Consider the following 22,739-nt stretch of genomic DNA (forward strand, 5'->3'; position numbering starts at 1 on the left):
CACCGGGACTTCCGGTGCTACCACTTGGCTCACCGGCATGAGCACACCCCTGCGTACCCGCGTCACGCGCGCGGTGGCCGCCGCCGCGGCCGCGTCGATGCTGCTTCCGGCGGCCGTCGCCGTCGCCGGCCCGCGGCCCGGTCCCGAGCAGCACGGCGGCACCTACCTGGCCGCGAGCCTCGCGGGCCGGGCCACGCTGTCCGCCGACTTCCTGGCCGACGGCCCGCCCTCGGGCGCCGCCGCCAGCCCCGCCAACGGGCGCCAGGGTCCCTGGGACGGTCAGGTGGTCCCCGGCTTCTCGGCCATGGTCGACAACGAGGACGGCACCTTCTGGGCCCAGCCCGACAACGGCTTCGGCGCCAAGGGCAACTCCGCGGACTTCCTGCTCCGCAGCTACCTCGTGCGCCCGCACTGGGACACCAACCGCCGCGGCTCGGGCGACGGCTCGATCGAGGTGCTGGACCACGTCCAGTACAACGACCGCAACCACGTGCTCGACTTCGAGATCGTCCACGAGGGCACCACCGACCGGCTTCTCACGGGTGCCGACTTCGACATCGAGTCCCTCGTGCGCGCCGCCGACGGCACCTTCTGGGTGGGCGAGGAGTTCGGCCCGTTCCTGCTGCACTTCGACGCCGACGGCACGCTGCTGGAGGCCCCGTACGAGTTCCCCGACGGCAGGTCGCCCGGCAACCCGTACCTGGAGCCCGGCGAGCAGCCCAACGTCGGCAGCAGCCGTGGCTTCGAGGCCATGGCGGGCATCGGCCGCTACCTCTACCCGGTGGTGGAGGGCGCCCTGGCCGACGACGCCGACCCGCGCCGCCGCTGGATCTACCAGTTCGACACGCGCAAGGGCGAGTACACGGGCAAGCGCTGGGCGTACCAGACCGACCAGGTCGCGAACGTCATCGGCGACGCCTTCGCCACGGGCCGCGACTCGATGCTGCTCATCGAGCGCGACGACTTCGAGGGTGACCAGGCGGTCACCAAGCGGGTCTACGAGATCGACCTGAGCGAGCGGGACCGCGACGGGTACGTGCGCAAGGAGCTCGTCGTCGACGCCCTGCGCATGGACAACCCCCGCGGCATCGACGCCGGGGAGGGCTACGGTCTCGGCGACACCTTCAGCCTGCCGGTGCAGTCCTTCGAGACCGTGCTGTTCGTCGACCAGGACACGCTGCTGATCGGCAACGACAACAACTACCCGGGCAACGACGCGCGCGTCACCGGCACCCCGGACGACACCGAGATGGCCCTGGTGGACCTCCGGAAGAAGCGCGCGACCGACGACGGCGTGACCGTCGTCGGGCACCGCGGGGCGTCCGGGTACCGGCCGGAGCACACGCTGGCCGCCTACGAGACGGCCATCAACCAGTGCGCGGACTACATCGAGCCCGACGTCGTCTCCACGAAGGACGGCGTGCTGGTCGCCCGGCACGAGAACGAGATCAGCGGCACGACCGACGTCGCCGCGCACCCCGAGTTCGCCGGCCGCCGCACCACCAAGACCATCGACGGCACCGCGGTCACCGGCTGGTTCACCGAGGACTTCACGCTCGCCGAGCTGCGCACCCTGCGCGCCAAGGAGCGCCTGCCCCAGGCCAGGCCGCAGAACACGGCGTTCGACGGCCTGTACCTCGTCCCGACCCTCGACGAGGTGCTCGACCTGGCCCGCAACAGCCGCACCTGCGACGGCGCGCCCGTGGGCGTCTACCCGGAGACCAAGCACCCGACCTACTTCGACTCGGTGGGCCTGTCCCTGGAGGAGCCGCTGGTGCGCGAGCTGCGCCGCAACGGCTTCGACCGCGCGGACGCCCCGGTGATCGTGCAGTCCTTCGAGGTCGGCAACCTCCAGGAGCTCGACGACCTGACCGACGTCCGCCTCGGCCAGCTCGTGAGCAGCAGCGGCGCGCCCTACGACTTCGTGGCCGACGGCGACCCGCGCACCTATGCGGACCTGGTCACGCGTCAGGGCCTGCGCGAGGTCGCCCGCTACGCGGACGGCATCGGGGCGGAGAAGAACGTGCTGATCCCGCGCGCCGCCGACGGCACCCTGGCCGAGCCGACCAGCGTCATCCGCGACGCGCACCGGGCGGGTCTCGACGTGCACACATGGACGTTCCGGCGCGAGAACCAGTTCCTGCCGGCGGAGTTCCGCTCGTCGTCCGACCCGAACGGGATCGGCGACCTCGTGGGCGAGATCCGCGTCTTCATGGACGCCGGACTCGACGGGTTCTTCTCGGACAACCCGGACCTGGGTGCCGCCGCCGTCAGGTGATCCCCGGTGACTTAACAGGCCCCGTGCCGGGGTACGTGCCTATGCTCCGCATGTGCCCCGGCACCTCCGTCACCAGCGCAGTCATCGCGTCGCGCGTGCCGCGGCGCTCGTCGTCGTCGGTGCGCTCGCGTTCGTGGTCGCCGGCGGAGCCGCCGCCTACCTCGACTTCAAGCAGCAGATCGGCGTCAGCGACGTCTCCGGTCTGGTCAAGGGCCCCACGCCGTCGGCGGACCCCGACGACCCGTTCACCGGACGCAGCCTCAACATCCTGGTCATGGGCACCGACCTGCGCGGCGGCGAGAACACGGAGATCGCGGGCGAGGGTGACGGCGGTATGCGGTCGGACACCACCATGCTCGTGCACGTGTCGGGCGACCGGTCCCGCATCGAGGTGGTCTCCATCCCGCGCGACTCGCTGGTCGACATCCCCTCCTGCGCCCTGCCCGACGGCACCGAGTCCGGCGCCGGCTACGGCATGTTCAACAGCGCCTTCACGATCGGTGGCGGCGCCACCGAGGACCTCACCTACGCTGCCGCCTGCACCATCTCCACGGTGCAGACCCTGACGGGCGTGCCGGTCACCAACCACATGGTGGTCCAGATGGACGGCGTGGTCGACGTCGTCGACGCGCTCGGCGGGGTGCGCATGTGCCTGCCCGAGCCGCTCGTCCAGGACCCGGCGTACGGCCGGTTCGAGCTGCCCGCCGGTGAGCAGACCCTCGACGGGCGCCAGGCCATCGGGTACCTCAGGGCCCGCCACGGCGAGGGCCTCGGGCTGGAGCAGGGCAGCGACCTCACGCGGATCGAGCGCCAGCAGGCGTTTGTCGACGCGCTGGTGCGCCAGGTGCTGGCGCAGAACGTCGTGACCGACTCGCCGCGGCTGTACCGCACCATCGAGGCGATCCTCGGCGCCGTCTCCGCCGACCCCGGGCTGGCGGACCCCGCGGCGCTCGCCGGCCTGGCCTTCAGCATCCGCGACATCGAGCCGGCCCGGATCGTGTTCACCGAGCTGCCCGTCGTGGCCGCACCGAGCGATGCCAACCGGGTGGTCTGGACGCAGGACGCGGCGGCGATCTGGGAACGCATCGCCGCGGACGACCCGCCGCCGGGACACGAGACGCCGTCGCCGTCGCCGTCCGCGCGCGGGGCCGGGAGCGAACCCTCCGACGGTGCGGGTCCGGACGGCGGTCCGGGAACCGGCGAGCCGACGCCGTCGCGCACGCCCTCCGCGTCGCCGTCGCCGTCCCTGCTGCCGGGCGTCTGCGCGAGCTGACGGCCGGCAGCAGGGACGAACCTGAGGCCCCGTGTCCCCGGGCATCGCCTGGACGACACCTGGGAGCGGCAGGACTTATTTACACGATTGTTGCACCGAGGCTCTAGTCTCCGGTGCGTGGCGAGTGACTTCTGGACGGCGGTCCGACCTGTCGGCGAGGTGCTGCGGGGGGTTCCGCGGCATGCTCGACGGGGCGAACGGCAGCCCCGTCACGTGCGGAGCTGGCGCAAGACGCTCGTGTTCCGCAGCGTCACGATGAGCGTCGTCGGCGTGATGGCCTTCGGCTCGGCGGCGGTCGCGACGGCGTACCACAACGCCATCTCCCAGATCGAGGTCCAGGACCTGGACGGCCTCGTGGCGGAACAGGTCAAGCCCAAGGACCCGTCCGACCCGTTCAAGGGCACCCCGGTCAACCTGCTCCTCATGGGCACCGACATCCGTGACGGGTCCAACGCCGACATCGGCGGCACCGTCAGCGGCATGCGCTCCGACACGACGATGCTCGTGCACATCTCGGCGGACCGGGAGTGGATCGAGATCGTGTCGCTGCCGCGCGACACGTTCGTGGACATCCCGTCCTGCCAGCTGCCCGACGGCAGCCAGACCCAGCCCTACCGGGACAAGTTCAACGCGTCGTTCGAGGTGGGCAGCGGCGACACGTCGCTCAAGCACGCCGCGGCGTGCACCATCAACACCGTCAACGCGATCACCGGCGTCACCGTGACCAACCACGCGGTGGTCAAGATGAACGGCGTGATCGACGTGGTCGACGCCATCGGCGGCGTGAAGATGTGCCTGCCCGAGGCGCTGCACGGCGACCCCCGGTCGGCGCGCATCGACCTGCCCGCGGGGGAGAACCGGCTCGACGGCAAGACGGCCATCCAGTTCCTCCGGGTGCGCAAGGGCACCGGCATGGGCCTTGAACTCGGCAGCGACCTGACGCGCATCGAGCGGCAGCAGTCGTTCATCAACGCGACGCTGCGGCAGATCCTGTCGGCCGAGACGCTCGCCGACCCGACGAAGACCTTCCGCCTGATCAACGCGGCGCTCGGCTCGCTGAGCGCCGACCCCGACATCGCCGACCCCGGCAAGGTCGCGGGCCTCGCGTGGTCGCTGCGGGAGATCGAGAAGCGCAACATCATCATGACGAAGGTCCCCGTGTACGACACGGAGGAGGGCGGAGTCGGCGGGCTGGGCTGGTCCCCGGAGGCCGCGGAGATCTTCGCGCGCATGGCCGCCGACCAGCCCCCGGAGCAGGTCGTGCTGCCCGACGCCGAACCGTCCGCGGCGCCCAGCGCGAGCGGCGGGGCCGGGGCGGACGCGGGTGCGCAGGCCGGTGGTGACGCCGGGGCCGAGGAGGGCGACGCCGGGGCGGAGCCGGAGGCAGACGAACCGGTCGAGTCCACCGACACCGGCGAGACCGCCGGGGCCGACCACGCCGGGGCGGGCACCGGCACGGAGCAGCCGGCGACGCCGAAGCCCAGCCCGAGCCCGGAGGTCCTGCTGGACGGCGTCTGCGCCTGACCGATCAGGCGCCGAGGATCAGCGACGCCGCCACCAGCACCATCGTGACCGCCACGACGCTGTCCAGCACGCGCCATGCGCCCGGCTTCTCCAGGAGCGGGGCGAGGTACCGCGCCCCGTAGCCGAGCGCGACGAACCACAGGGTGCTCGCGACGCAGGCGCCGAGGCCGAACCACCAGCGGTCGTCGCCGTGCGTGGCGGCGAGCCCGCCCACGAGCACCACGGTGTCGAGGTACACGTGCGGGTTGAGCCAGGTCAGCGCCAGCGTGGTCGCGGCCGCGGCGCCGACGGTGCGGTTCGTGGCGCTGTGCCGGCCCATCACCACGCGCTGGCCCTTGATCGCGCGGTGGCCCGCCATGGCGCCGTAGACCAGCACGACGACGGCGCCTGCCCACCGCGCGACCTCGACGACGAGGGGCGCGCTCTGGATCAGCGTGCCCAGGCCGCCGACCCCGGCCGAGATGAGCACGAAGTCGCTCACGGCGCAGATGCCGGCGACCAGCCCCACGTGCTCCCGGCGCAGTCCCTGGCGGAGGACGAAGATGTTCTGCGCACCCACTGCGACGATGAGCGACAGGCCGAAGGCCATGCCGGCAAGCGCGGAAAGCATGCCTGAACCGTAGGAAGTCGGACAGCGGATGTCCGGTTCATGATTCGGAAGTGCGCAACGACTGAATCGGGGTTAATGATGGGGGTACGTCCATATTTCACGCAGGGAGTAGTTCTCGGGTTGCTTCTTTTCGCAGCGCGGCGGTCACCCGGTCGAGCACCGTCGAACGCAGCTTCCACTGCTGCAGGTGCAGCGTGATGTCGAGCACGGCGTCGGGCTCCAGGGGCGTGATGCCGCCGTCGCTGCCGTCGTCGGGGAGCCCGCCGAGGACCGGGCGGTCCAGCAGCATGCCCCAGCCCAGACCGAGGCGGATGGTCTCCTCGTACTCGACGGTGCTGGGCACGTGGTGGCGCGGCGGCCGGGCCGACGGCGCCGTGGCGCGCAGGTAGGTGTCCTGCAGGTCGTCGGTCCGGTCGAAGACCACGACCGGCGCGGCGTCGAGGGCCTCCGGCGTCGGGCCGTGGGGGAACCAGCGGCGTGCGAACGCACGCGTGCACGCCGGGCGGTAGCGCATGACGCCCAGCGGTGTGCTGCGGCAGCCCTGCACCTGGGCGGTCTGCGAGGTGACGGCCGCCATCACCACGCCCTCGCGGAGCAGGTCGGCGGTGCGGCTGTCGTCGGCGCGGTGCAGGTCGAAGGTGACGCCGTCGACCTGAGCCAGCGCGGGCAGCACCCACGTGGCCAGCGAGTCGGCGCTGACCGCCAGGGGCACCGTGACGAACGCGCCGTCGTGGACCGGGGTCTCGTCGTCGGCGCCCAGCTCCGCGGCCACCTCCGCGCCCAGCAGCTCGGTCTGTCGCGCGAGCCGCAGGAGCGCCTGTCCGGACGCCGTGGCCACCACGGGCCGGGCGCGCCGCACCAGCACGCTGCCCGCCGCGTTCTCCAGGGCGCGGATGCGCTGGCTGACGGCGGACGGCGTGACGTGCAGCGCGCGGGCCGCGGCGTCGAACGAGCCCTCGGCGACCACGGCGGCCAGCGCCTCGAGCTGGCGGGAGTCCCATCGCATGCCCCCAGTGTCACCCACCTTCAGTTCTGCTCAGGCTGCTGCAGAAACATGAACTGGTCTTCAGCGGCGGGCCCTGCCTAGCGTGGTCGGCATGCTTCCCCTGCTCGCCGGACTCGGGTTCGGACTCTCGCTCATCGTCGCCATCGGTGCCCAGAACGCCTTCGTGCTGCGCCAGGGGCTGCGCCGCGAGCACGTGGGGGTCGTGGCGGCGATCTGCGCGGCCTCCGACGCGGTCCTGTACGCCGCCGGGGGAGCCGGGTTCGGGCCGCTCGTCGAGCGGTGGCCCGACGCCGTGGTGGTGCTGAGCTGGCTGGGCGCCGCCGTCGTGCTCGGCTACGGCGCCCTGGCGGCCCGCCGGGCGATCAAGGGCGACACGACGCTCGCCGCCGCCGAGGACGGCGCCCTGGGCGACAGCCCGGGCCGGCGCCTCAGGCCGGTGGTGCTCACGACGCTCGCGCTGACCTGGCTGAACCCGCACGTGTACCTCGACACGGTGGTGCTGCAGGGGTCGGTGGCGGCGTCGTACGGCGACGACCGGTGGTGGTTCACCGCGGGCGCGATGGTGTCCAGCGTCGCCTGGTTCACGGCGCTCGGCTACGGCGCCCGCCTGCTCGCGCCCGTGCTGCGCAGGCCGGGAGCGTGGCGCGTGCTGGACGGCGTGATCGCGCTGATCATGCTGGCCGTGGCGGTGTCGCTGGTCGTGGGCACGGCCTGACGTGGAGGGCCTGACGTGGAGGGTCTGACGTGGAGGGTCTGACGTGGAGGGTCTGACGGGGACGGCCTGACGGGGACGGCCTGACGGGGACGGCCTGACGGGGCTGGTCCGGCCGGCGCCGGGCCACGTCCGGCCCGGTCCGGCCGGGTCACGCGCCGGGCAGGGACAGGCCGGTCAGGCGCGTCGCGGCCTCACGGAGGACCGCTTCCTGCTTGACGAAGGTGAATCTCACGTGGGACGCCAGGGCCTGCGCCGTCGGGGAGCCCGCGTGGCAGAACGCCGTCGCCGGGATGGCCACCACGCCGGCGAGCTCGGGCAGCCGGCGGCACAGGTCCACGCCGTCGCGCAGACCGAGCCGGGGGAGCAGCCCGGCGGCGTCCGCCATGACGAAGTACGTGCCCTCGGGGCGCGTGACGGTGAACCCGGCGGCCTCCAGGCCGGCGCAGAGCAGGTCCCGGCGGTCGGCGAGGGAGGCGGCCAGCTCGCGCGGGGTGTCGTCGTCGTCCAGGGCGCGGGCGACGGCGGGCTGGAACGGCGCGCCGGACGTGTACGTCAGGAACTGCTTGACCGTCCGCACCGCGGTGATCAGGTGGGCCGGCCCGTGCACCCAGCCGATCTTCCAGCCGGTGAACGAGAACGTCTTGCCCGAGGAGGAGATCGTCAGCGTCCGCCCGGCCATCCCGGGGAGGGTGGCCATCGGGACGTGCTCGGCGCCGAACGTGAGGTGCTCGTACACCTCGTCGGTCACCACGATCGCGTCCCGCTCCCGGGCCACGGCGGCGACGGCGGCCAGCTCGTCCCGCGTCAGCACGGCCCCTGTCGGGTTGTGCGGCGAGTTCAGCACGATCATCCGCAGCCTCGGGGACGCCGCGGCCCGCAGCGCGTCCACGTCGAGGCGGAAGCCGTCCGGCCCGGGGACCAGCGGCGCGGTGACGTGCGTGGCACCCGACATGCCGATCGCCGCCGCGTGCGAGTCGTAGAACGGCTCCAGCGTCAGCACCTCGTCCCCCGCGCGCGTGAGCGCGAGGATCGAGGCCGTCAGGGCCTCCGTGGCGCCGGTGGTCACCAGCACCTCGGTGTCCGGGTCGACGTCGAGCCCGTAGTGCCGCTTCTGGTGCTCGGCCACCGCCCGGCGCAGCTCGGGCACGCCGTCGCCCGGCGCGTACTGGTTGCGGCCCTCCTGGATCGCCGCGATCGCCGCCTCCTTGACGTACCCGGGGCCGTCGACGTCGGGGAACCCCTGCCCGAGGTTGATCGCACCGGTACGCACGGCCAGCGCCGACATCTCGGCGAAGATCGTGACGGCGACGCCGCCGTCGTCGGCCAGCAGGCCGGCGGCGCTCGCGGTGTCCTGCCAGCGGTCCCGGCCCCGGTCCTGGCCCCGGTCCGGTGATCGGTCTGCTGATCGGCCCGGTGAATGGAGGGTGCTCATGGGACGACGATAGCCACCACCGATCAACCCGGCGTTCATCTACGGCATCCCGGACAACCCGGCTGACCTGCGTTTTTGTGGACAAGTCTGTGGATGTGGTGGATAACTCCCCCTTCTGGGGAAAGTTATCCACAGGGTGCCCTGCGAAGGTGAACATTTGGCTCTAGCGTTGTCGGCCATGGGCGAAGAGGGGGCGCGCATCCTCGAGAGCGAGGTGCGCGAGCTGGTGCGGCGCAGGGGGTTGGACCCGATCGGTGACCGGGCGGGCTTGTCGAGCCTCGTCACCGACGCGGTGGGTGACTACGCGACCCGGGCGAGCGCGGGGGCCGTACCGCCGTTGGCGGACCCGGAGGCCGCGGCCCGTGTGGTGAGTGACGCCGTCGGCGGCTTCGGCCCGTTGCAGCCCTACCTCGACGACCCGGAGATCGAGGAGATCTGGCTCAACGCCCCGACCCACGTGTACGTCGCGCGGCGTGGTGTCCCGGAGCTGACCAGCACCGTCCTGACCGCCGAGCAGGTGCGCGACCTGGTGGAGCGGATGCTCAAGACGTCCGGGCGCCGGCTCGACCTGTCGAGCCCGTTCGTCGACGCCCGGCTGCCCGGCGGGGAGCGGCTGCACGTGGTGATCCCGGAGATGACCGGCGGCGAGATGGCGGTGAACATCCGCAAGCACGTCGTGCGGGCGCGCTCGCTGGCGGACATGGTGCGGCTCGGGTCGCTGACCGCGCACGCCGCGGCTTTCCTCGACGCGGCGGTGCGGGCCGGACTGAACGTGCTCGTGTCGGGCCAGACGCAGGCCGGGAAGACCACCATGCTGAACGCTCTGGCGGGGTCGATCCCGGGCACCGAGCGCGTGATCTCCGCGGAGGAGGTCTGGGAGCTGCGGCTCCCGGTCCGTGACCACGTGGCGCTCCAGACCCGCCCCGCCGGCCTGGAGGGCACGGGCGAGGTGCCCCTGCGACGCCTGGTCAAGGAGGCGCTGCGGATGCGCCCGGACCGGATGGTCATCGGCGAGGTCCGCGAGGCGGAGGCGTTCGACCTGCTCATCGCCCTGAACAGCGGCGTGCCCGGCATGTGCACGCTGCACGCCAACACGGCGCGCGAGGCGGTGGCGAAGATGACGACGCTGCCGCTGCTGGCGGGCGAGAACGTGTCGGACCGGTTCGTGGTGCCGACCGTCGCCTCCGCCGTCGACCTCGTGGTGCACCTCGGCCTCAGCCGCGCCGCGGACGGCGTGGTGCGGCGCCAGGTGCGCGAGATCGTCGCCGTGACGGGCCGCGTCGAGGAAGGGCGCATCGAGATGGCGGGGCTCTTCGACCGGTCGCCGGAGGGCGAGCTGCGGCGCGGCGACGGGATGCCGCCCGGCGAGGACCGGTTCGAGCGCGCCGGGTTCGACGTGCGGTCACTGCTCGCGGGCCGGGGTCCCGGGGCGGGCACGTCGTGGCCGGGCGTGGGCGCCGCGGACGGCGGCCCCGATCGGACCCCGCGGACAGGCGGGGAGTGGCTGGCCGGCGCACGGCCTGGTCGTGCTGTCGCCGCCCCGACGTCGGTGGTCGCCACCGGTGACGGCGCCGCTGCCGGCATGGCCGGCGGCTCCGCCGACCGGGCTGCAGCGAACCCCGTGTCTGCCGTGGGCCCCGCAGCCGCCGCGGGCATCGGGACCTCCGCCGGCCCCTGGGCGGGCATCACCCCGCGTACCGGCGCCGGCCCCTGGGCCGCTCGCTGATGGGCGTCGTGGTGGGCCTGCTCCTGGGGGCCGGGGCGTTCTGCGTCTGGTGGTCCTTCTGGACACCGACACCGCGACCACCCGGGCGCGTTACCTGGCAGGCGCGCACCCGCGACCTGCTGACCCAGGCCGGCGCCCCGTCGGTGACGCCCGCGATGCTCGTGTGGTCCTGCGTGGTGCTCGGGGTCGTGACCCTGCTGCTGGGGCTGGCCGTCACGCGCTCGCCCGCCATCGCGGCGTGCTTCGCGCTGCTCGCGGCACCCGGGCCCGTGGCGCTGGTGCGGGCCCGCGCCCGCGGGCGCCGTCGGGCGCTGCGGGAGGTGTGGCCCGAGGTGGTGGACCATCTCGCGTCCGGGGTGCGCGCCGGGCTGTCGCTGCCCGAGGCCGTGGCGCAGCTCGGGCAGCGCGGTCCGGCCGAGCTGCGCGAGCCGTTCACCCGCTTCGCCCACGACTACCGGACCGGCGGCCGGTTCGGCGACGCCCTCGACGCGCTCAAGGACCGCCTCGCCGACCCCGTGGCCGACCGCATCATCGAGGCGCTACGCCTCACCCGGGACGTGGGCGGCCAGGACCTGGGCAGGCTCCTGCGCACCCTGAGCGGATTCCTCCGCGAGGACGCCGCCACGCGCGGCGAGCTGGAGGCCCGGCAGAGCTGGACCGTCAACGGCGCTCGGATCGCCGTCGCCGGACCCTGGGTGGTGCTCGCGCTCCTGTCCACCCGGCCCGGGACGGCGGCCGCCTTCGACTCGCCCGCCGGCATCGCGGTGCTGGTCACCGGCGGGCTGTGCGCCCTGGTCGCCTACCGGGTGATGCTGCGGATCGGCCGCCTGCCCGCCGAGCGCCGGGTGCTGCGGTGACCGGCTGGGCCGCCGGTGCGCTCGCGGGCCTCGGCGTCGGACTCGGTCTGCTGATCGTCCTCGCCCGGCTGCGGGCCCGAGCCGTCACGCTCGACGAGCGGCTCGCCCCCTACCTGCGCCCGCGGGACGCCACCTCGACGCTCCTGCGCGAGTCCGGCCGCACCTCGGCGGTGGTCCGTCTGCTCGGCCTGCACGACGTCGGCGCGCGCCTCGAACGGTTCGGCTCGCCCCGGCACGAGCTCCGGCGCAGGCTCGACCGGGCCGGGTCCGCCGAGACCGTCGACCACTTCCGGGCGCGGCAGGTGGTCTGGACCGTGACGGGACTCGCTGCGGGGCTCGGCCTCGCGCTCCTGCTCGCCGCGACACGCGGTGCCGCCGTCGTTCCCCTGGTCGCCCTCGTCGCCGTCGCCGGTGCCTGCGGGTACGTGGCCTGCGACCAGGCGCTCACGGTCCGGGTCCGCCGGCGCGAGGAGCGGCTCCTCGCCGAGCTGCCGACCGTCGCCGAGCTCCTGGCCCTGGCCGTGGCAGCGGGGGAGAGCCCGCACGCCGCGCTGGAACGTGTCGCGTCCACCGCCCGCGGCGAGCTCGCCGCCGAGATCCGGCGCCTGGTCGCCGAGGTGCGTGCGGGTGCGGCCGTGTCGGCGGCGCTCACCGCGCTCGCTGACCGGACGGGACTGCCGCCGCTCACGCGGTTCGCCGAGGGCATCGTCGTGGCCCTGGAGCGCGGCACGCCGCTCGCCGCGGTCCTCCGTGCCCAGGCAGGCGACGTCCGCGAAGCCGGACGCCGTGCACTCCTGGAGGCGGGCGGCCGCAAGGAGATCTTGATGATGGTCCCGGTCGTCTTCCTGTGCCTGCCCGTGACCGTCGTCTTCGCAGTGTTCCCCAGCCTGGCCACCCTGCGGATCGGGCTCTGACCCGACCCGGGGACGGGTCGGCCGACGAAAGGACGCGCCATGCGCCACGCCACCGAGCACGACGAGCACGAGCACGACGAGAACGAGCACGACCGGAACGAGCACGAACGGGGGGACGTGCCGGGCTGGGTGCTGGTCACGTTGATGACCGCTGGCCTCGTGGTCGCGCTCTGGGCCGTCGCCGGACCGCTCCTGGAGAACGCGTTCCGGCAGGCGATCAGCAGCGTCACCGGCCAGGGATGAGCCGGCCGCAGCGTCGGCTCCGCTCGGAGGCGGGCTCCGCGGCGGCCGAGTTCGTCCTCGTGTCCGTCCTGGTCCTGGCGATCTTCCTCGGGGTCGTGCAGGTGGCGCTCGCCGTGCACGTCCGTTCCCTCGCGATCGACGCGGCCGCCGAGGGAGCACGAGTGGCCGCTCGGGCGGACCGGGGCCTGGCGGACGGTGCCGCGCGGACCCGTGCCCTCCTTGCCGACACGCTGACCGGTGCGTACGCCCGTGACGTGACGGCCGGACGCACGACGTCGGGCGGGGTCGCGGTGACGGAGGTGACCGTGCGTGCCCCGCTGCCGGTCGTCGGCCTGCTCGGCCCGGGCGGCGTGCTGACGGTGCGCGGCCATGCGCTGGAGGAGCAGTGACGGGCCGGCCGGCGCACCCGGGGCCGTGGGCGAGACGCCTCCGGGACCACGCGGACGAGAGCGGCTCCGCGATGGTCGAGTTCCTCGGCGTCACGCTGATCCTGCTGGTCCCGCTGGTCTATCTCGTGATGGCGCTCGGTCGCGTGCAGGCCGGTGCGTTCGCCGCCGAGGGTGCCGCGCGGGAGGCGGTGCGCGCGATGGTCACCGCCGAGTCGTCGGCCGCGGGCACGGCTCGTGCGGACATCGCCGCGGGCATCGCGCTGGCCGACCAGGGTTTCCCGCGCGACGCCGGCGCGCTGACCCTGGAGTGCTCGGACTCGCCCTGTCTGACGCCGGGCGGCACGGTGGGTGCCGTGGTGCGCGTCGAGGTGCCGTTGCCGCTGGTGCCCGAGCTGCTGAGCCCCTGGCTGCCGCTGGCGGTCCCGGTCGAGGCCGCCCGTGCCGCGACGGTGGACGCCTACACGAGCGTGCGCCCGTGACCGGTCGTGCGGGACGCCCGCCCTCCCGCGACCTGCGGAAGGACGGGCGTCCGACCGGACGGACCGACGATCAGGTGGTCGAGCAGGTCGCCGTCGGCAGAGTGGTGGTGCCGTTCTTGTAGAGCGTGATGCCGAACGAGTTCCCGGCGCCGTTCGGTGTGGCGGTCAACGTGCCGCTGGTGCCGGAGACGGTGGCGTTCCAGGAGTTCTGCAGGGTCTGCGCACCCTGCAGCCGGATGGACACGCGCCAGGTCGAGCTGCCCGAGACCGCGAGCGACACGTTGAACCGGTCGGACCACTCCTCGGCACGGGTCACGGTCACGGTGCACCCGTCACCGGGCTGGGGGTTGCCTGTGCCGCCCGCGTTCAGGGCGTCGAGCGTGTAGTTGTACGCGAGCTTCTTGTTGCCGTTGCCGTCGAACAGCAGCGGGGTGTCGCCGGCCCGCCACGAGTCGGAGTCCCGCACGCCCCACACGCTGATGCCGGTGCAGCGGGACACGGCGAGGCAGGCCTGCACGATGCCGCGGTACTGCTCGGCCTGCGAGGTGCCGGAGCCGGCGATGTCGAGCTCGGTGATCTGGACGTCGACCCCCAGGGCCGCGAAGTTGCCGAGGGTGGTGTGGTAGTTGCTCGGCACCGGGTTGCCGCTGTTGAAGTGGGCCTGGAAGCCCACGCAGTCGATCGGCACCCCGCGGGACTTGAAGTCGCGGACCATGTTGTACACGGCCTGGGTCTTGGCGTGGCTCCAGTTGTCCGTGTTGTAGTCGTTGTAGCAGAGCTTCGCGTTCGGGTCGGCGGCCCGGGCCGCCCGGAACGCGGCCTCGATCCAGTCGTTGCCGGTGCGCTGCAGGTTCGAGTCGCGCCGGGCGCCCGACGAACCGTCGGCGAACGCCTCGTTCACCACGTCCCAGGAGTGGATCTGGCCGCGGTAGTGCGTCGCGACCTGCGTGACGTGGTTGAGCATCGCCGACCGCAGGGCCGAACCGCTCATGTTCTGCATCCAGCCCGGCTGCTGCGAGTGCCAGGCCAGGGTGTGGCCGCGGACCTGCTTGCCGTTGCTCCGCGCCCAGCTCACGATCCGGTCACCGTTGGTGAAGGTGAACTGGTTCTGGTTCGGCTCGGTCGCGTCGATCTTCATCTCGTTCTCGGCCGTGACCATGTTGAACTCACGGTTCGCGATGGTCGTGTACTGCGTGTCGGAGAGCTTGCCCGCGGCGATGGCGGTGCCGAAGTACCGGCCGGACTCCGCGGCCGCCGCCTGCAGCGTGCTGCCGGCGGCCTGGGCCGAGGTGGCCGCCACCCCGGCCGAGACCGCGGACGTGAGGAGCACGGCGGCCAGGGTGCCGAACGAGATGGTGCGGAGGGAGCGCCTGGAGCGCTGTGAGGTGCGAGTTCGGGTCATCATCGATCCTCTCTCTCGTGACGTGCCATCGTTGGCTCGTCATGCGTCGAAAAGGATTTCGAAGACTCGGGGGCGGTGTCAAGAGATTTCGCTAAACGTTTTCGAAGAAGTTTGTCCACAGGTCGCGGGCCCAGGCCGGGCGGACGCCGGCCGACCGCACCAGACTGGTGCCCATGAGGTCCAGGGGCCGGGAGAACACCCGGCAGGCGCGGGAGAGCGGGCGGATCATGCTCCTGACCTCGGCGTTCGTCGCGTTCGCGCTGATGCTGGTCGCCGTCGTCGCCTCGGCGGGCGCCGTGCACCTGGACCGCAAGGCGCTGTACGACGTCGCGGACCTGGCCGCGGCAGACGCTGCGGACGCGATCTCACCGGACTCCTTCTACGCGGGCCTCGGCACTCCCGCCGTGGGTGCTCCGCTCACGCTGTCCGACGCCGGGGTGCGCGCCGCCGTCGAGCACCACCTCGCCGAGCACCCGCCGGGGGTGCCCGTGGCGGTGGCCGAGGCGTCGTCGCCGGACGGCCGGTCGGCCCGTGTGGTCCTCGAGGGGGTGTCGCGGCCGCCGTTGCTGCGCTGGTTCACGGACGAGTACGGCGGAGGCGTCGCGCTCATTGCCACGGCGACGGCCAGGGCCTGGTGACGTCGAGCTCGACCTGACCAGCGGCCCGGCCGGGACCTGGCTGCCGGAGCTGCCTGGACCGCTTAGGTTGGGGGCATGAGCGAGAGCGCCGACCAGCAGAGCACGGGCGACGGGGGCGGCACGCGCCTGGAGCCGGAGCAGATCTTCGACCTCGCCCACCAGGGCGCCGACGTGCTGCTGGACCTCGTGGACGCGGGGCTGCCGGCGGACCTGGCCGACGAGGCGGGCAACACCCTGCTGATGCTCGCCTCGTACCACGGCCATGCGGGCCTCACGGCGGGCCTCGCCGAGCGCGGTGCTGACGTGAACCGGCTGAACGGCCGCAACCAGTCGCCGCTGGCGGGTGCCGTCTTCAAGGGGGCCGGGGAGGTGGTCCAGGCGCTGGTCGACCACGGCGCCGACCCCGACGCCGGCACCCCGAGCGCCCGCGCGACCGCCCAGATGTTCGGCCGCGAGCTTCCGGAGCCTCGCCAGGGTTGATCCCGCTGCCGGGCCTGCGGCGGACGCCCGCCACCGGGCCTGCGGCGGATGCCCGCCACCGGGCCCGCGGCGTCGCCCGCGTCCGGCCTGCGGCGTAGCACGCGGGCGTTCCGGCGTCGGGCACCGCGATGCGCGGGTAACCTTGAACATCGTGGCAACCAACGACTTCCCCGCAGAGATCAAGGCGCTCCGCACGACCCTCGAGTCCATCGAGGCCGTGAGCGACCCCACCGCGCTCGAGGCCAAGATCGCCGAGCTGTCGGAGCAGGCGTCGGCGCCCAACCTGTGGGACGACCCGGAGGAGGGCCAGAAGGTCACCTCCGCGCTCTCGGCCGCCCAGGCCGAGCTGAGCCGTGTCGAGAAGCTCGCGGCCCGCATCGACGACGTCGAGACGCTCGTCGAGCTGGGCCAGGAGATGGACGACGCGGACTCGCTCGCCGAGGCCGAGGAGGAGGTCGCCAAGATCCGCAAGGACCTCGCCGCCCTCGAGGTCCGCACCCTGCTGAACGGGGAGTACGACGCCCGCGAGGCCGTCGTGACCATCCGCGCGGGTGCGGGCGGCGTCGACGCCGCCGACTTCGCGGAGATGCTCATGCGCATGTACCTGCGCTGGGCCGAGCGGCACGGCTACCCGACCAAGGTCGGCGACACCTCGTACGCGGAGGAGGCGGGCCTCAAGTCCGCGACCTTCGAGGTCAACGTGCCCTACGCCTTCGGCAACCTGTCGGTCGAGGCGGGCACGCACCGCCTGGTGCGCATCTCGCCGTTCGACAACCAGGGCCGGCGGCAGACGTCCTTCGCCGCGGTCGAGGTGATCCCGCTCATCGAGCAGACCGACCACATCGACATCCCCGAGTCGGAGCTCAAGATCGACGTCTACCGCTCCTCGGGCCCGGGTGGCCAGTCGGTCAACACGACCGACTCCGCCGTGCGCATGACGCACATCCCGACCGGCGTCGTGGTCGCGATGCAGAACGAGAAGTCGCAGATCCAGAACCGCGCCGCCGCCTACCGCGTGCTCCAGTCGCGCCTGCTGCTGCTCCGCAAGGCGGAGGAGGCCGCGAAGAAGAAGGAGATGGCCGGCGACATCAAGGCCAGCTGGGGCGACCAGATGCGGTCCTACGTGCTGCAGCCGTACCAGATGGTCAAGGACCTGCGCACCGAGCACGAGTCGGGCAACCCGCAGGCCGTGTTCGACGGCGCCATCGACGACTTCATCGAGGCCGGCATCCGCTGGCGCCGGGGCGGCTCGGGCAGCTGAGCCCGAGGCGGGCGGCACGACGGCGCGCCGCCCGCGCCGGTCAGGCGTGCGGCACGATGACGGCGCGCCCGGAGAGCTGTCCCGACTCGAGCTTGCGGTACGCCTCGTCGAACTGGTCGAGGCTGTAGCGCTCCACGTCGGGCACGATCTGCCCCGCGCGGTACATCGCCACCACCTCGTAGAGCTCCTCGACCGTGCCCCAGTAGGTGTTCGTGATCTCGGCCTCGTAGGGGTTGGTGAAGAAGCTCCACTCGGTGACGCCCCCGGCGATCCCGACCACGGTGAGCCGGCCCTGCTGGGCCAGGCACGCCTGGGCGGTCTTGATCGTCGGTGCCGCGCCCACCAGGTCGAACGCCGCGTCCACGCCGCGGCCGCCCGTGATCTCGCGGATCGCCGCGACCTGGTCCGGCCCGCCGGGCACCGTGACGGCGCCGGCGGCCGCCGCGCGGTCCATGGCGTCCTGCTTCATGTCCGTGGCGATCACGGTCGCGCCGGTGAGCGCGGTGAGGATCTGCACCGCGATCTGCCCGAGCCCGCCGAGCCCGACCACCAGCGCGAACTTCCCGCCGCCCGCGAGCTTGGGCAGGGACAGCTTGATCGCGTGGTACGGCGTGAGACCCGCGTCGGCCAGGGGAGCGGCGGCCACGGGGTCGGCGTCGCCCAGCGGCACCAGGTTGCGGGCCGGCGTCACCATGTACTCCGCCATGCCGCCGTCCCGCCCGATGCCCGTGGCCGCCCACGGCATGGTCGCGGCGTTCTCGCAGTACGTGTCCTGTCCCCGCGAGCAGGCCTTGCAGTGCCCGCAGCCGTTGGGTCCGTACACGAGGTAGGCGTCGCCCTCGCTGAACCCGGTGACGCCCGGTCCCAGCTCCTCGATCCAGCCGGAGGCCTCGTGCCCCAGCACGAACGGCGGCGCGAACGACCCCGGCTGGCCCTCGGCGAACTCCTTGTACAGCGCCACGTCGGAGTGGCAGGCACCGGAGCCGGCGATCTTCAGCAGCACCTCGCCCGGGCCCGGGCTCGGCCGGTCCACCTCGCGCAGGGTGGGGAAGGTCTGGAACTTCTCGAACACGACAGCACGCATCAGCTCACGCTCCTGTTGCCGGGGGCCGGTTCCCCCATCAGACCCCATCCGGCGGGGTCCGGCACGGGGACAGCCCCGGCGAAATGCCGGTTACACAGGGGTTTGCGCTGGTATGGCGAGGCGGAGCCCGTGACCGGGTGACCCCCGTCGGCGTGTCTCCCCGACACGCCACGGGGCACCCCACTTAGTGTCGGGCTCGTGATCAGGTTCGAGAACGTGTCGAAGGTCTACGCGCGCGGCGCACGGCCTGCCCTCGACCAGGTCTCCGTGGACGTCGAGCGTGGCGAGTTCGTCTTCCTCGTGGGGGCCTCGGGCTCGGGCAAGTCCACCTTCCTGTCGCTGGTGCTGCGCGAGCAGCGACCCACCCGCGGCCGCGTCTACGTGGCGGGGCGCGACGTCGCCAACCTCTCGGGCTGGCGGGTGCCGACGCTGCGTCGCCAGCTCGGCGTGGTGTTCCAGGACTTCCGGCTGCTGCAGAACAAGACGGTCCACGAGAACGTGGCGTTCGCCCTGCAGGTGATCGGAAAGCCCCGGCACGTCATCCGGGACACGGTGCCCGAGGTGCTGGACATGGTCGGCCTGGCGGGCAAGGAGAAGCGGATGCCCACCGAGCTGTCGGGCGGTGAGCAGCAGCGCGCCGCCATCGCGCGCGCCATCGTGAACCGGCCGCAGATCCTCCTGGCGGACGAGCCGACGGGCAACCTCGACCCCACCACCTCGCTGGGCATCATGCGCCTGCTGGACCGCATCAACCGCACCGGCACCACGGTCGTCATGGCCACGCACGACGACGAGATCGTCAACGAGATGCGTCGCCGGGTCGTCGAGCTGTCCGACGGCGTCGTCGTCCGCGACGAGGCGCGCGGCGGCTACGGCGAGCGCGAGGCGATCCTGCCCGACGTCGGGGCGTCGCCCGTGCTGGACGCCCCGGGCAACGGGACCCGCCTGCCGGTCCAGACGGTCCGGGGGTCCTGACGTGCGCTTCCAGTTCGTGCTCGGCGAGGTCTTCTCGGGGCTGCGCCGGAACACCACGATGGTCGTGGCCGTCGTGCTCGTCACCTTCGTGTCCCTGACGTTCGTGGGTGCGGGCGCCCTGCTCCAGGCCCAGATCGGCAAGCTCAAGGACGACTGGTACGACCGGGTCGAGGTGTCGGTCTTCCTGTGCCCCCAGGGCAAGTCGGCCGCGCCGTCGTGCGCCGGCGGCGAGGCTACCGACCAGCAGGTCGACGCGCTGCGCCAGGTCATCGACACCGAGCTGTCGGGCCAGGTCAGCCGGGTCTGGTTCGAGTCGAAGCAGCAGGCGTTCGACGCGTTCGAGCAGCGGTACCCGGACGGCTACCAGGGCACGCAGCTCACCGTCGAGGACATGCAGGCCTCGCTCCGCCTCAAGCTGACGGACGCCGAGCAGGTGGCCGTCGTGAGCGACGTGCTGTCCGGGCGGGACGGCGTCGAGATCGTCGAGGACCAGCGGGCCGTCTTCGAGCCGCTCTTCCGCACCCTGAACGTGGCCACCCTGCTCGCGGCGGGACTGGCCGGCGTCATGCTCCTGGCGGCGGTGCTGCTGATCACCACGACCATCCGCCTGAGTGCGGTCTCCCGCCGCAAGGAGACGGAGATCATGCGCCTGGTGGGTGCGTCCAACCTGTTCATCCAGCTCCCCTTCCTGCTGGAGGGCGCACTGGCGGCCGTGCTCGGGTCCCTGCTCGCGGGGGCCGGGCTCTGGGTGGCGGTGCGCTTCATGGTCACCGACTGGCTCGAACGGTCCGTCGACTGGGTGGCCTACGTGTCGGAGGTCGACGTGCTCCAGGTCGCGCCCCTGCTCGTGGTCATCGCCGTCGCCCTGGCTGCTCTCTCGTCCTTCTTCACCCTGAACCGGTACACGAGGATCTGATGACTGCGCTCCGAAACCCCCTGTCCCGGGCGCGCGGCCCGCTGGCCGCGGCGCTCGCCGTGCTGCTGCTCGTGGGCGGCTCGGCTGCCGTGCACGCCGACGACCTCGACGACCGCCGGGCCGCCGCCGAGCGCGAGCAGGCCGCGAAGGAGCAGGAGCGCGAGAGCCTGGAGTCCGAGCTGGAGCACACCGACGCCCAGCTCGCCGACGCCGTCCTGGAGCTCAACCAGGTCGAGGGACGCCTGCCCGTGGCGGAGGCCGAGCTGGCCGTCGCCGAGGCCGAGCTGGAGCGTGCCGAGCGCGAGGCGGCGATCCTCGCGCAGCGGCTCGCGGACGCCCAGGTGGAGGAGGCGACGGTCAGCCGCCAGCTCCAGGACGGGTCCGGGAAGGTGGACGGCGCGCGCGAGGACATCGCGCAGATGGCGCGCGAGGAGCTGCGCGGCGCGGGCACCGGGTCGACGATCGGGCTGGTGACCGGGGCCGAGAGCACCGAGGAGTTCATCGACGGGTACTCGGTCTCGTCGTCGGCGGCCCGGATCCGGGCGCGCACCCTGGCCGAGCTGCAGGACGCCGAGGCCACCGCGCGGAACCTGCAGGCCCGGTTGACGGCGATCCGCGAGGCGGTCACGGAGCTCAAGCGCCTGGCCGACGAGAACGTGCGCTCCAAGGAGCAGGCCAAGCAGGCCGCGGTGGAGCGCAAGGCGGAGATCGAGCGCCTGATCGAGGAGCAGGAGCGGCTCAAGGCGCGCATCGAGCGCCGCAAGGACGTCGCGCTGGCGAACATGCGCGACACCGAGCAGGAGCTGAGCTCCATCGAGTCCGATCTCAAGGGCATCATCGCCGACCAGCGGGAGCGTGACGAGCGGCTGGCCCGGGAACGGGCGGAGCGAGAGGCGGCAGCGGCCGAGGAGTCGTCGTCCGGCGACACCTCGGGCGGCTCCTCGGGCGGGTCGTCCGGAGGGTCCTCGGGCGGGTCGTCCGGTGGCGGCACCCTGTCGTTCCTCAGCTATCCGACGGCGAACCCGTACATCACCTCCTCCTACGGCATGCGGTTCCACCCGGTGCTGAACTACTCCCGGCTGCACGCCGGCACGGACTTCCGGGCGTACTGCGGCACACCGATCCTGGCGGCCGCCGACGGCACCGTGCTGTACGCGCGTACCCTGGCGGGACTCGGCAACCAGGTGCTGATCGACCACGGCTACACCTCCAGCGGCACGAGCGTCATGTCCAGCTCGAACCACCTCACCTCGTTCGCCGTCTCGTCCGGACAGCACGTCTCGCGGGGTCAGGTGATCGGCTACTCGGGGACCACGGGCACGTCCACGGCCTGCCACCTGCACTTCGAGCTGTACGTGAACGGCTCGACCGTGGACCCGATGACCTGGCTCTGAGCGAACGGGCGGTTAAAGCCTGGTCCGTCCGGGTCTGGCGCGTAAAATGGGACGTCGCGCTGCCTGCACGGGGCAGGCCGGACCAGCACTGACCCCGGAGGGAGACCATGGCCAAGAAGAACGTGGACGATCCGCGCAAGATCGTGGCGAACAACAAGAAGGCCCGTCATGACTACGTGATCGAGGACGTCTTCGAGGCCGGCCTGGTGCTCTCGGGCACCGAGGTCAAGGCGCTGCGGATGGGGCGTGCGTCGCTCACCGACGGTTACGCCACCATCGATCGTGGCGAGGCGTGGCTCGAGAACGTGCACATCCCCGCGTACTTCCAGGGCACGTGGAACAACCACGCGCCGCGGCGTCGGCGCAAGATGCTGCTGCACCGCGAGGAGATCGCGCGGCTGGAGTCGAAGTCGCGCGAGAAGGGCCACACCCTCGTGCCGCTCCGCCTGTACTTCCTGGACGGCCGGGCCAAGGTCGAGATCGCGCTGGCCCGCGGCAAGAAGGAGTACGACAAGCGTCAGACGCTGCGCGAGCAGCAGGACATGCGCGAGGCACGGCGGGCCATGCGGCACAAGGAGATGCTCGGCTGAGCCGGGTGTCGCGGAAATAACGTTCCCGGTCAGGGTGTTGATCCCCTAGACTGGGATGACTCCGGACGGGCGAAGGGCCCGGCCGGGGGCTGGTTGAAAACACCATAGGGGCTGATCGGTTTCGACGGTGGTCGTGCTTCGAGGAGAAGCGGGCCGAGGATGCAGGCTTATCTCGTTAACGATGCCTGTAAACCAATAGTTGCCGATAACTCGCGCAACGACTTCGCCCTCGCCGCCTGAGCGAGCCCGAAGTCCGTGGGCCCGGAGTCTGCTTCCGCTCCGGTCACCCGCGTCATCTAGGAAGCCACTGCTCGTAGCCCTCGTCATCGGGGCTGCGGGGACTCTCAGGTGACTGGGCCTGTCCGTGAACGTGTCTGCGCGAGCACGGGGGCCGAGAAAATCCACAGCAGACTGCGCCCGGAGAAGTCCTCGAAAACCGATACCGGACCCGGGTTCGATTCCCGGCAGCTCCACCCTTCCACGAAGCGCCGTGCCCCCTCGGGGGCGCGGCGCTTCGTCGTACCCGGTCCTGTCCCCGGGCATGACATCCGTC

22 protein-coding genes and 1 other RNA gene are annotated in these 22,739 nt (G+C 72.4%); 18 read left to right on the forward strand and 5 right to left on the reverse strand.

Features of this window, described 5'->3' with window-relative positions; all coding sequences use genetic code 11:
* The first annotated feature begins 37 nt into the window (after positions 1-37).
* From ACIG47_RS03940 to ACIG47_RS03950, 3 genes are all read left to right on the forward strand, one after another.
* Positions 38-2,278 (forward strand): esterase-like activity of phytase family protein, encoded by a 2,241-nt coding sequence (locus ACIG47_RS03940; RefSeq protein WP_397429698.1) that lies wholly within the window; start codon positions 38-40, stop codon positions 2,276-2,278.
* A 52-nt stretch (positions 2,279-2,330) separates the two neighbouring features.
* Positions 2,331-3,551, forward strand: coding sequence for an LCP family protein (locus ACIG47_RS03945; protein ID WP_397429699.1), 1,221 nt, complete (start codon positions 2,331-2,333; stop codon positions 3,549-3,551).
* A gap of 117 nt (positions 3,552-3,668) precedes the next feature.
* The gene (locus ACIG47_RS03950) at positions 3,669-5,075 is read left to right on the forward strand and encodes an LCP family protein (RefSeq protein WP_397429700.1); all 1,407 of its coding nucleotides are present in this window, start codon (positions 3,669-3,671) and stop codon (positions 5,073-5,075) included.
* Positions 5,076-5,079: 4 nt separating this feature from the next.
* Here ACIG47_RS03950 and ACIG47_RS03955 read toward each other — a convergent pair whose 3' ends face one another.
* Positions 5,080-5,685: a LysE/ArgO family amino acid transporter gene (locus ACIG47_RS03955; RefSeq protein WP_397429701.1), complete on the reverse strand. Its 606-nt coding sequence runs from the start codon at positions 5,683-5,685 to the stop codon at positions 5,080-5,082.
* A gap of 97 nt (positions 5,686-5,782) precedes the next feature.
* On the reverse strand, positions 5,783-6,691 hold the full coding sequence (locus ACIG47_RS03960; RefSeq protein ID WP_397429702.1) for a LysR family transcriptional regulator ArgP: 909 nt from the start codon (positions 6,689-6,691) through the stop codon (positions 5,783-5,785).
* A 91-nt stretch (positions 6,692-6,782) separates the two neighbouring features.
* Between ACIG47_RS03960 and ACIG47_RS03965 the strand changes: the two genes are divergently transcribed.
* On the forward strand, positions 6,783-7,406 hold the full coding sequence (locus ACIG47_RS03965) for a LysE/ArgO family amino acid transporter (RefSeq protein WP_397429703.1): 624 nt from the start codon (positions 6,783-6,785) through the stop codon (positions 7,404-7,406).
* Positions 7,407-7,554: 148 nt separating this feature from the next.
* Here ACIG47_RS03965 and ACIG47_RS03970 read toward each other — a convergent pair whose 3' ends face one another.
* Complete coding sequence (locus ACIG47_RS03970; protein WP_397429704.1) at positions 7,555-8,838, reverse strand: aminotransferase class I/II-fold pyridoxal phosphate-dependent enzyme; 1,284 nt, start codon at positions 8,836-8,838, stop codon at positions 7,555-7,557.
* A gap of 178 nt (positions 8,839-9,016) precedes the next feature.
* On the opposite strand from ACIG47_RS03970, the gene ACIG47_RS03975 reads away from it, so the two are divergent.
* From ACIG47_RS03975 to ACIG47_RS04000, 6 genes are read left to right on the forward strand one after another with little or no spacing between them, the layout of a single operon-like run.
* The gene (locus ACIG47_RS03975) at positions 9,017-10,564 is read left to right on the forward strand and encodes a CpaF family protein (RefSeq protein ID WP_397429705.1); all 1,548 of its coding nucleotides are present in this window, start codon (positions 9,017-9,019) and stop codon (positions 10,562-10,564) included.
* On the forward strand, positions 10,564-11,421 hold the full coding sequence (locus ACIG47_RS03980) for a type II secretion system F family protein (RefSeq protein WP_397429706.1): 858 nt from the start codon (positions 10,564-10,566) through the stop codon (positions 11,419-11,421). The genes ACIG47_RS03975 and ACIG47_RS03980 overlap by 1 nt, the downstream gene beginning before the upstream one ends.
* Entirely contained in the window at positions 11,418-12,335 is a 918-nt protein-coding gene (locus tag ACIG47_RS03985; RefSeq protein WP_397429707.1) for a type II secretion system F family protein, read from the forward strand. The genes ACIG47_RS03980 and ACIG47_RS03985 overlap by 4 nt, the downstream gene beginning before the upstream one ends.
* Positions 12,336-12,374: 39 nt before the next feature.
* Positions 12,375-12,578 carry a hypothetical protein gene (locus ACIG47_RS03990; protein ID WP_397416777.1) on the forward strand — a complete coding sequence of 68 codons (204 nt, stop codon included), beginning with the start codon at positions 12,375-12,377 and terminating at the stop codon, positions 12,576-12,578.
* Positions 12,575-12,967, forward strand: a complete 393-nt coding sequence (locus tag ACIG47_RS03995) for a TadE family protein (RefSeq protein ID WP_397429708.1) — start codon at positions 12,575-12,577, stop codon at positions 12,965-12,967. The genes ACIG47_RS03990 and ACIG47_RS03995 overlap by 4 nt, the downstream gene beginning before the upstream one ends.
* Positions 12,964-13,446, forward strand: coding sequence for a pilus assembly protein (locus ACIG47_RS04000; RefSeq protein ID WP_397429709.1), 483 nt, complete (start codon positions 12,964-12,966; stop codon positions 13,444-13,446). Before ACIG47_RS03995 ends, ACIG47_RS04000 begins: the two co-directional genes overlap by 4 nt.
* A 70-nt stretch (positions 13,447-13,516) precedes the next feature.
* On the opposite strand, the gene ACIG47_RS04005 is transcribed toward ACIG47_RS04000, so the two are convergent.
* Positions 13,517-14,851 (reverse strand): endo-1,4-beta-xylanase, encoded by a 1,335-nt coding sequence (locus tag ACIG47_RS04005; protein ID WP_397429710.1) that lies wholly within the window; start codon positions 14,849-14,851, stop codon positions 13,517-13,519.
* A gap of 170 nt (positions 14,852-15,021) precedes the next feature.
* Between ACIG47_RS04005 and ACIG47_RS04010 the strand changes: the two genes are divergently transcribed.
* From ACIG47_RS04010 to prfB, 3 genes are all read left to right on the forward strand, one after another.
* Positions 15,022-15,486 carry a hypothetical protein gene (locus ACIG47_RS04010; RefSeq protein ID WP_397429711.1) on the forward strand — a complete coding sequence of 155 codons (465 nt, stop codon included), beginning with the start codon at positions 15,022-15,024 and terminating at the stop codon, positions 15,484-15,486.
* Positions 15,487-15,561: 75 nt separating this feature from the next.
* Complete coding sequence (locus ACIG47_RS04015) at positions 15,562-15,966, forward strand: ankyrin repeat domain-containing protein (RefSeq protein ID WP_397429712.1); 405 nt, start codon at positions 15,562-15,564, stop codon at positions 15,964-15,966.
* Between the two features lie 151 nt (positions 15,967-16,117).
* Positions 16,118-17,227, forward strand: a complete 1,110-nt coding sequence (prfB, locus tag ACIG47_RS04020; RefSeq protein WP_397416791.1) for a peptide chain release factor 2 — start codon at positions 16,118-16,120, stop codon at positions 17,225-17,227.
* A 40-nt stretch (positions 17,228-17,267) separates the two neighbouring features.
* Here the strand turns inward: prfB and ACIG47_RS04025 are convergent, their stop codons facing one another.
* Positions 17,268-18,311, reverse strand: coding sequence for an NAD(P)-dependent alcohol dehydrogenase (locus tag ACIG47_RS04025; protein WP_397429713.1), 1,044 nt, complete (start codon positions 18,309-18,311; stop codon positions 17,268-17,270).
* A 198-nt stretch (positions 18,312-18,509) separates the two neighbouring features.
* On the opposite strand from ACIG47_RS04025, the gene ftsE reads away from it, so the two are divergent.
* The 5 genes from ftsE to ssrA all read left to right on the forward strand — a co-directional run bounded on the left by ftsE (position 18,510) and on the right by ssrA (position 22,662).
* On the forward strand, positions 18,510-19,286 hold the full coding sequence (gene ftsE, locus ACIG47_RS04030) for a cell division ATP-binding protein FtsE (RefSeq protein ID WP_397416796.1): 777 nt from the start codon (positions 18,510-18,512) through the stop codon (positions 19,284-19,286).
* Position 19,287: 1 nt separating this feature from the next.
* A complete protein-coding gene (gene ftsX / locus ACIG47_RS04035) occupies positions 19,288-20,202 on the forward strand; it encodes a permease-like cell division protein FtsX (protein WP_397416798.1) in 915 nt (304 codons plus the stop codon).
* On the forward strand, positions 20,202-21,596 hold the full coding sequence (locus ACIG47_RS04040; RefSeq protein ID WP_397429714.1) for a peptidoglycan DD-metalloendopeptidase family protein: 1,395 nt from the start codon (positions 20,202-20,204) through the stop codon (positions 21,594-21,596). Before ftsX ends, ACIG47_RS04040 begins: the two co-directional genes overlap by 1 nt.
* 107 nt (positions 21,597-21,703) lie before the next feature.
* Positions 21,704-22,186, forward strand: a complete 483-nt coding sequence (smpB, locus tag ACIG47_RS04045) for an SsrA-binding protein SmpB (RefSeq protein WP_119138723.1) — start codon at positions 21,704-21,706, stop codon at positions 22,184-22,186.
* 107 nt (positions 22,187-22,293) lie between these two features.
* Positions 22,294-22,662, forward strand: a transfer-messenger RNA (tmRNA) gene (gene ssrA / locus ACIG47_RS04050).
* Positions 22,663-22,739: the final 77 nt, after the last annotated feature.

It is taken from the genome of Promicromonospora sp. NPDC052451, from assembly GCF_044547525.1.
Classification (GTDB): Bacteria; Actinomycetota; Actinomycetes; order Actinomycetales; family Cellulomonadaceae; genus Promicromonospora.

Excerpts from the sequence above, each read along its gene's own strand:
- ACIG47_RS03960 (WP_397429702.1), bottom strand. The coding sequence starts at position 6,691 with ATGCGATGGGACTCCCGCCAGCTCGAGGCGCTGGCCGCCGTGGTCGCC.
- ACIG47_RS04010 (WP_397429711.1), top strand. The coding sequence starts at position 15,022 with ATGAGGTCCAGGGGCCGGGAGAACACCCGGCAGGCGCGGGAGAGCGGG.
- smpB (WP_119138723.1), top strand. The coding sequence starts at position 21,704 with ATGGCCAAGAAGAACGTGGACGATCCGCGCAAGATCGTGGCGAACAAC.
- ACIG47_RS04015 (WP_397429712.1), top strand. The coding sequence starts at position 15,562 with ATGAGCGAGAGCGCCGACCAGCAGAGCACGGGCGACGGGGGCGGCACG.
- ACIG47_RS03970 (WP_397429704.1), bottom strand. The coding sequence starts at position 8,838 with ATGAGCACCCTCCATTCACCGGGCCGATCAGCAGACCGATCACCGGAC.
- ACIG47_RS03990 (WP_397416777.1), top strand. The coding sequence starts at position 12,375 with ATGCGCCACGCCACCGAGCACGACGAGCACGAGCACGACGAGAACGAG.
- ACIG47_RS03965 (WP_397429703.1), top strand. The coding sequence starts at position 6,783 with ATGCTTCCCCTGCTCGCCGGACTCGGGTTCGGACTCTCGCTCATCGTC.
- ACIG47_RS03940 (WP_397429698.1), top strand. The coding sequence starts at position 38 with ATGAGCACACCCCTGCGTACCCGCGTCACGCGCGCGGTGGCCGCCGCC.
- ACIG47_RS03995 (WP_397429708.1), top strand. The coding sequence starts at position 12,575 with ATGAGCCGGCCGCAGCGTCGGCTCCGCTCGGAGGCGGGCTCCGCGGCG.
- ACIG47_RS04005 (WP_397429710.1), bottom strand. The coding sequence starts at position 14,851 with ATGATGACCCGAACTCGCACCTCACAGCGCTCCAGGCGCTCCCTCCGC.
- ACIG47_RS03975 (WP_397429705.1), top strand. The coding sequence starts at position 9,017 with ATGGGCGAAGAGGGGGCGCGCATCCTCGAGAGCGAGGTGCGCGAGCTG.
- ACIG47_RS03980 (WP_397429706.1), top strand. The coding sequence starts at position 10,564 with ATGGGCGTCGTGGTGGGCCTGCTCCTGGGGGCCGGGGCGTTCTGCGTC.
- ACIG47_RS04025 (WP_397429713.1), bottom strand. The coding sequence starts at position 18,311 with ATGCGTGCTGTCGTGTTCGAGAAGTTCCAGACCTTCCCCACCCTGCGC.
- ACIG47_RS04040 (WP_397429714.1), top strand. The coding sequence starts at position 20,202 with ATGACTGCGCTCCGAAACCCCCTGTCCCGGGCGCGCGGCCCGCTGGCC.
- ACIG47_RS03955 (WP_397429701.1), bottom strand. The coding sequence starts at position 5,685 with ATGCTTTCCGCGCTTGCCGGCATGGCCTTCGGCCTGTCGCTCATCGTC.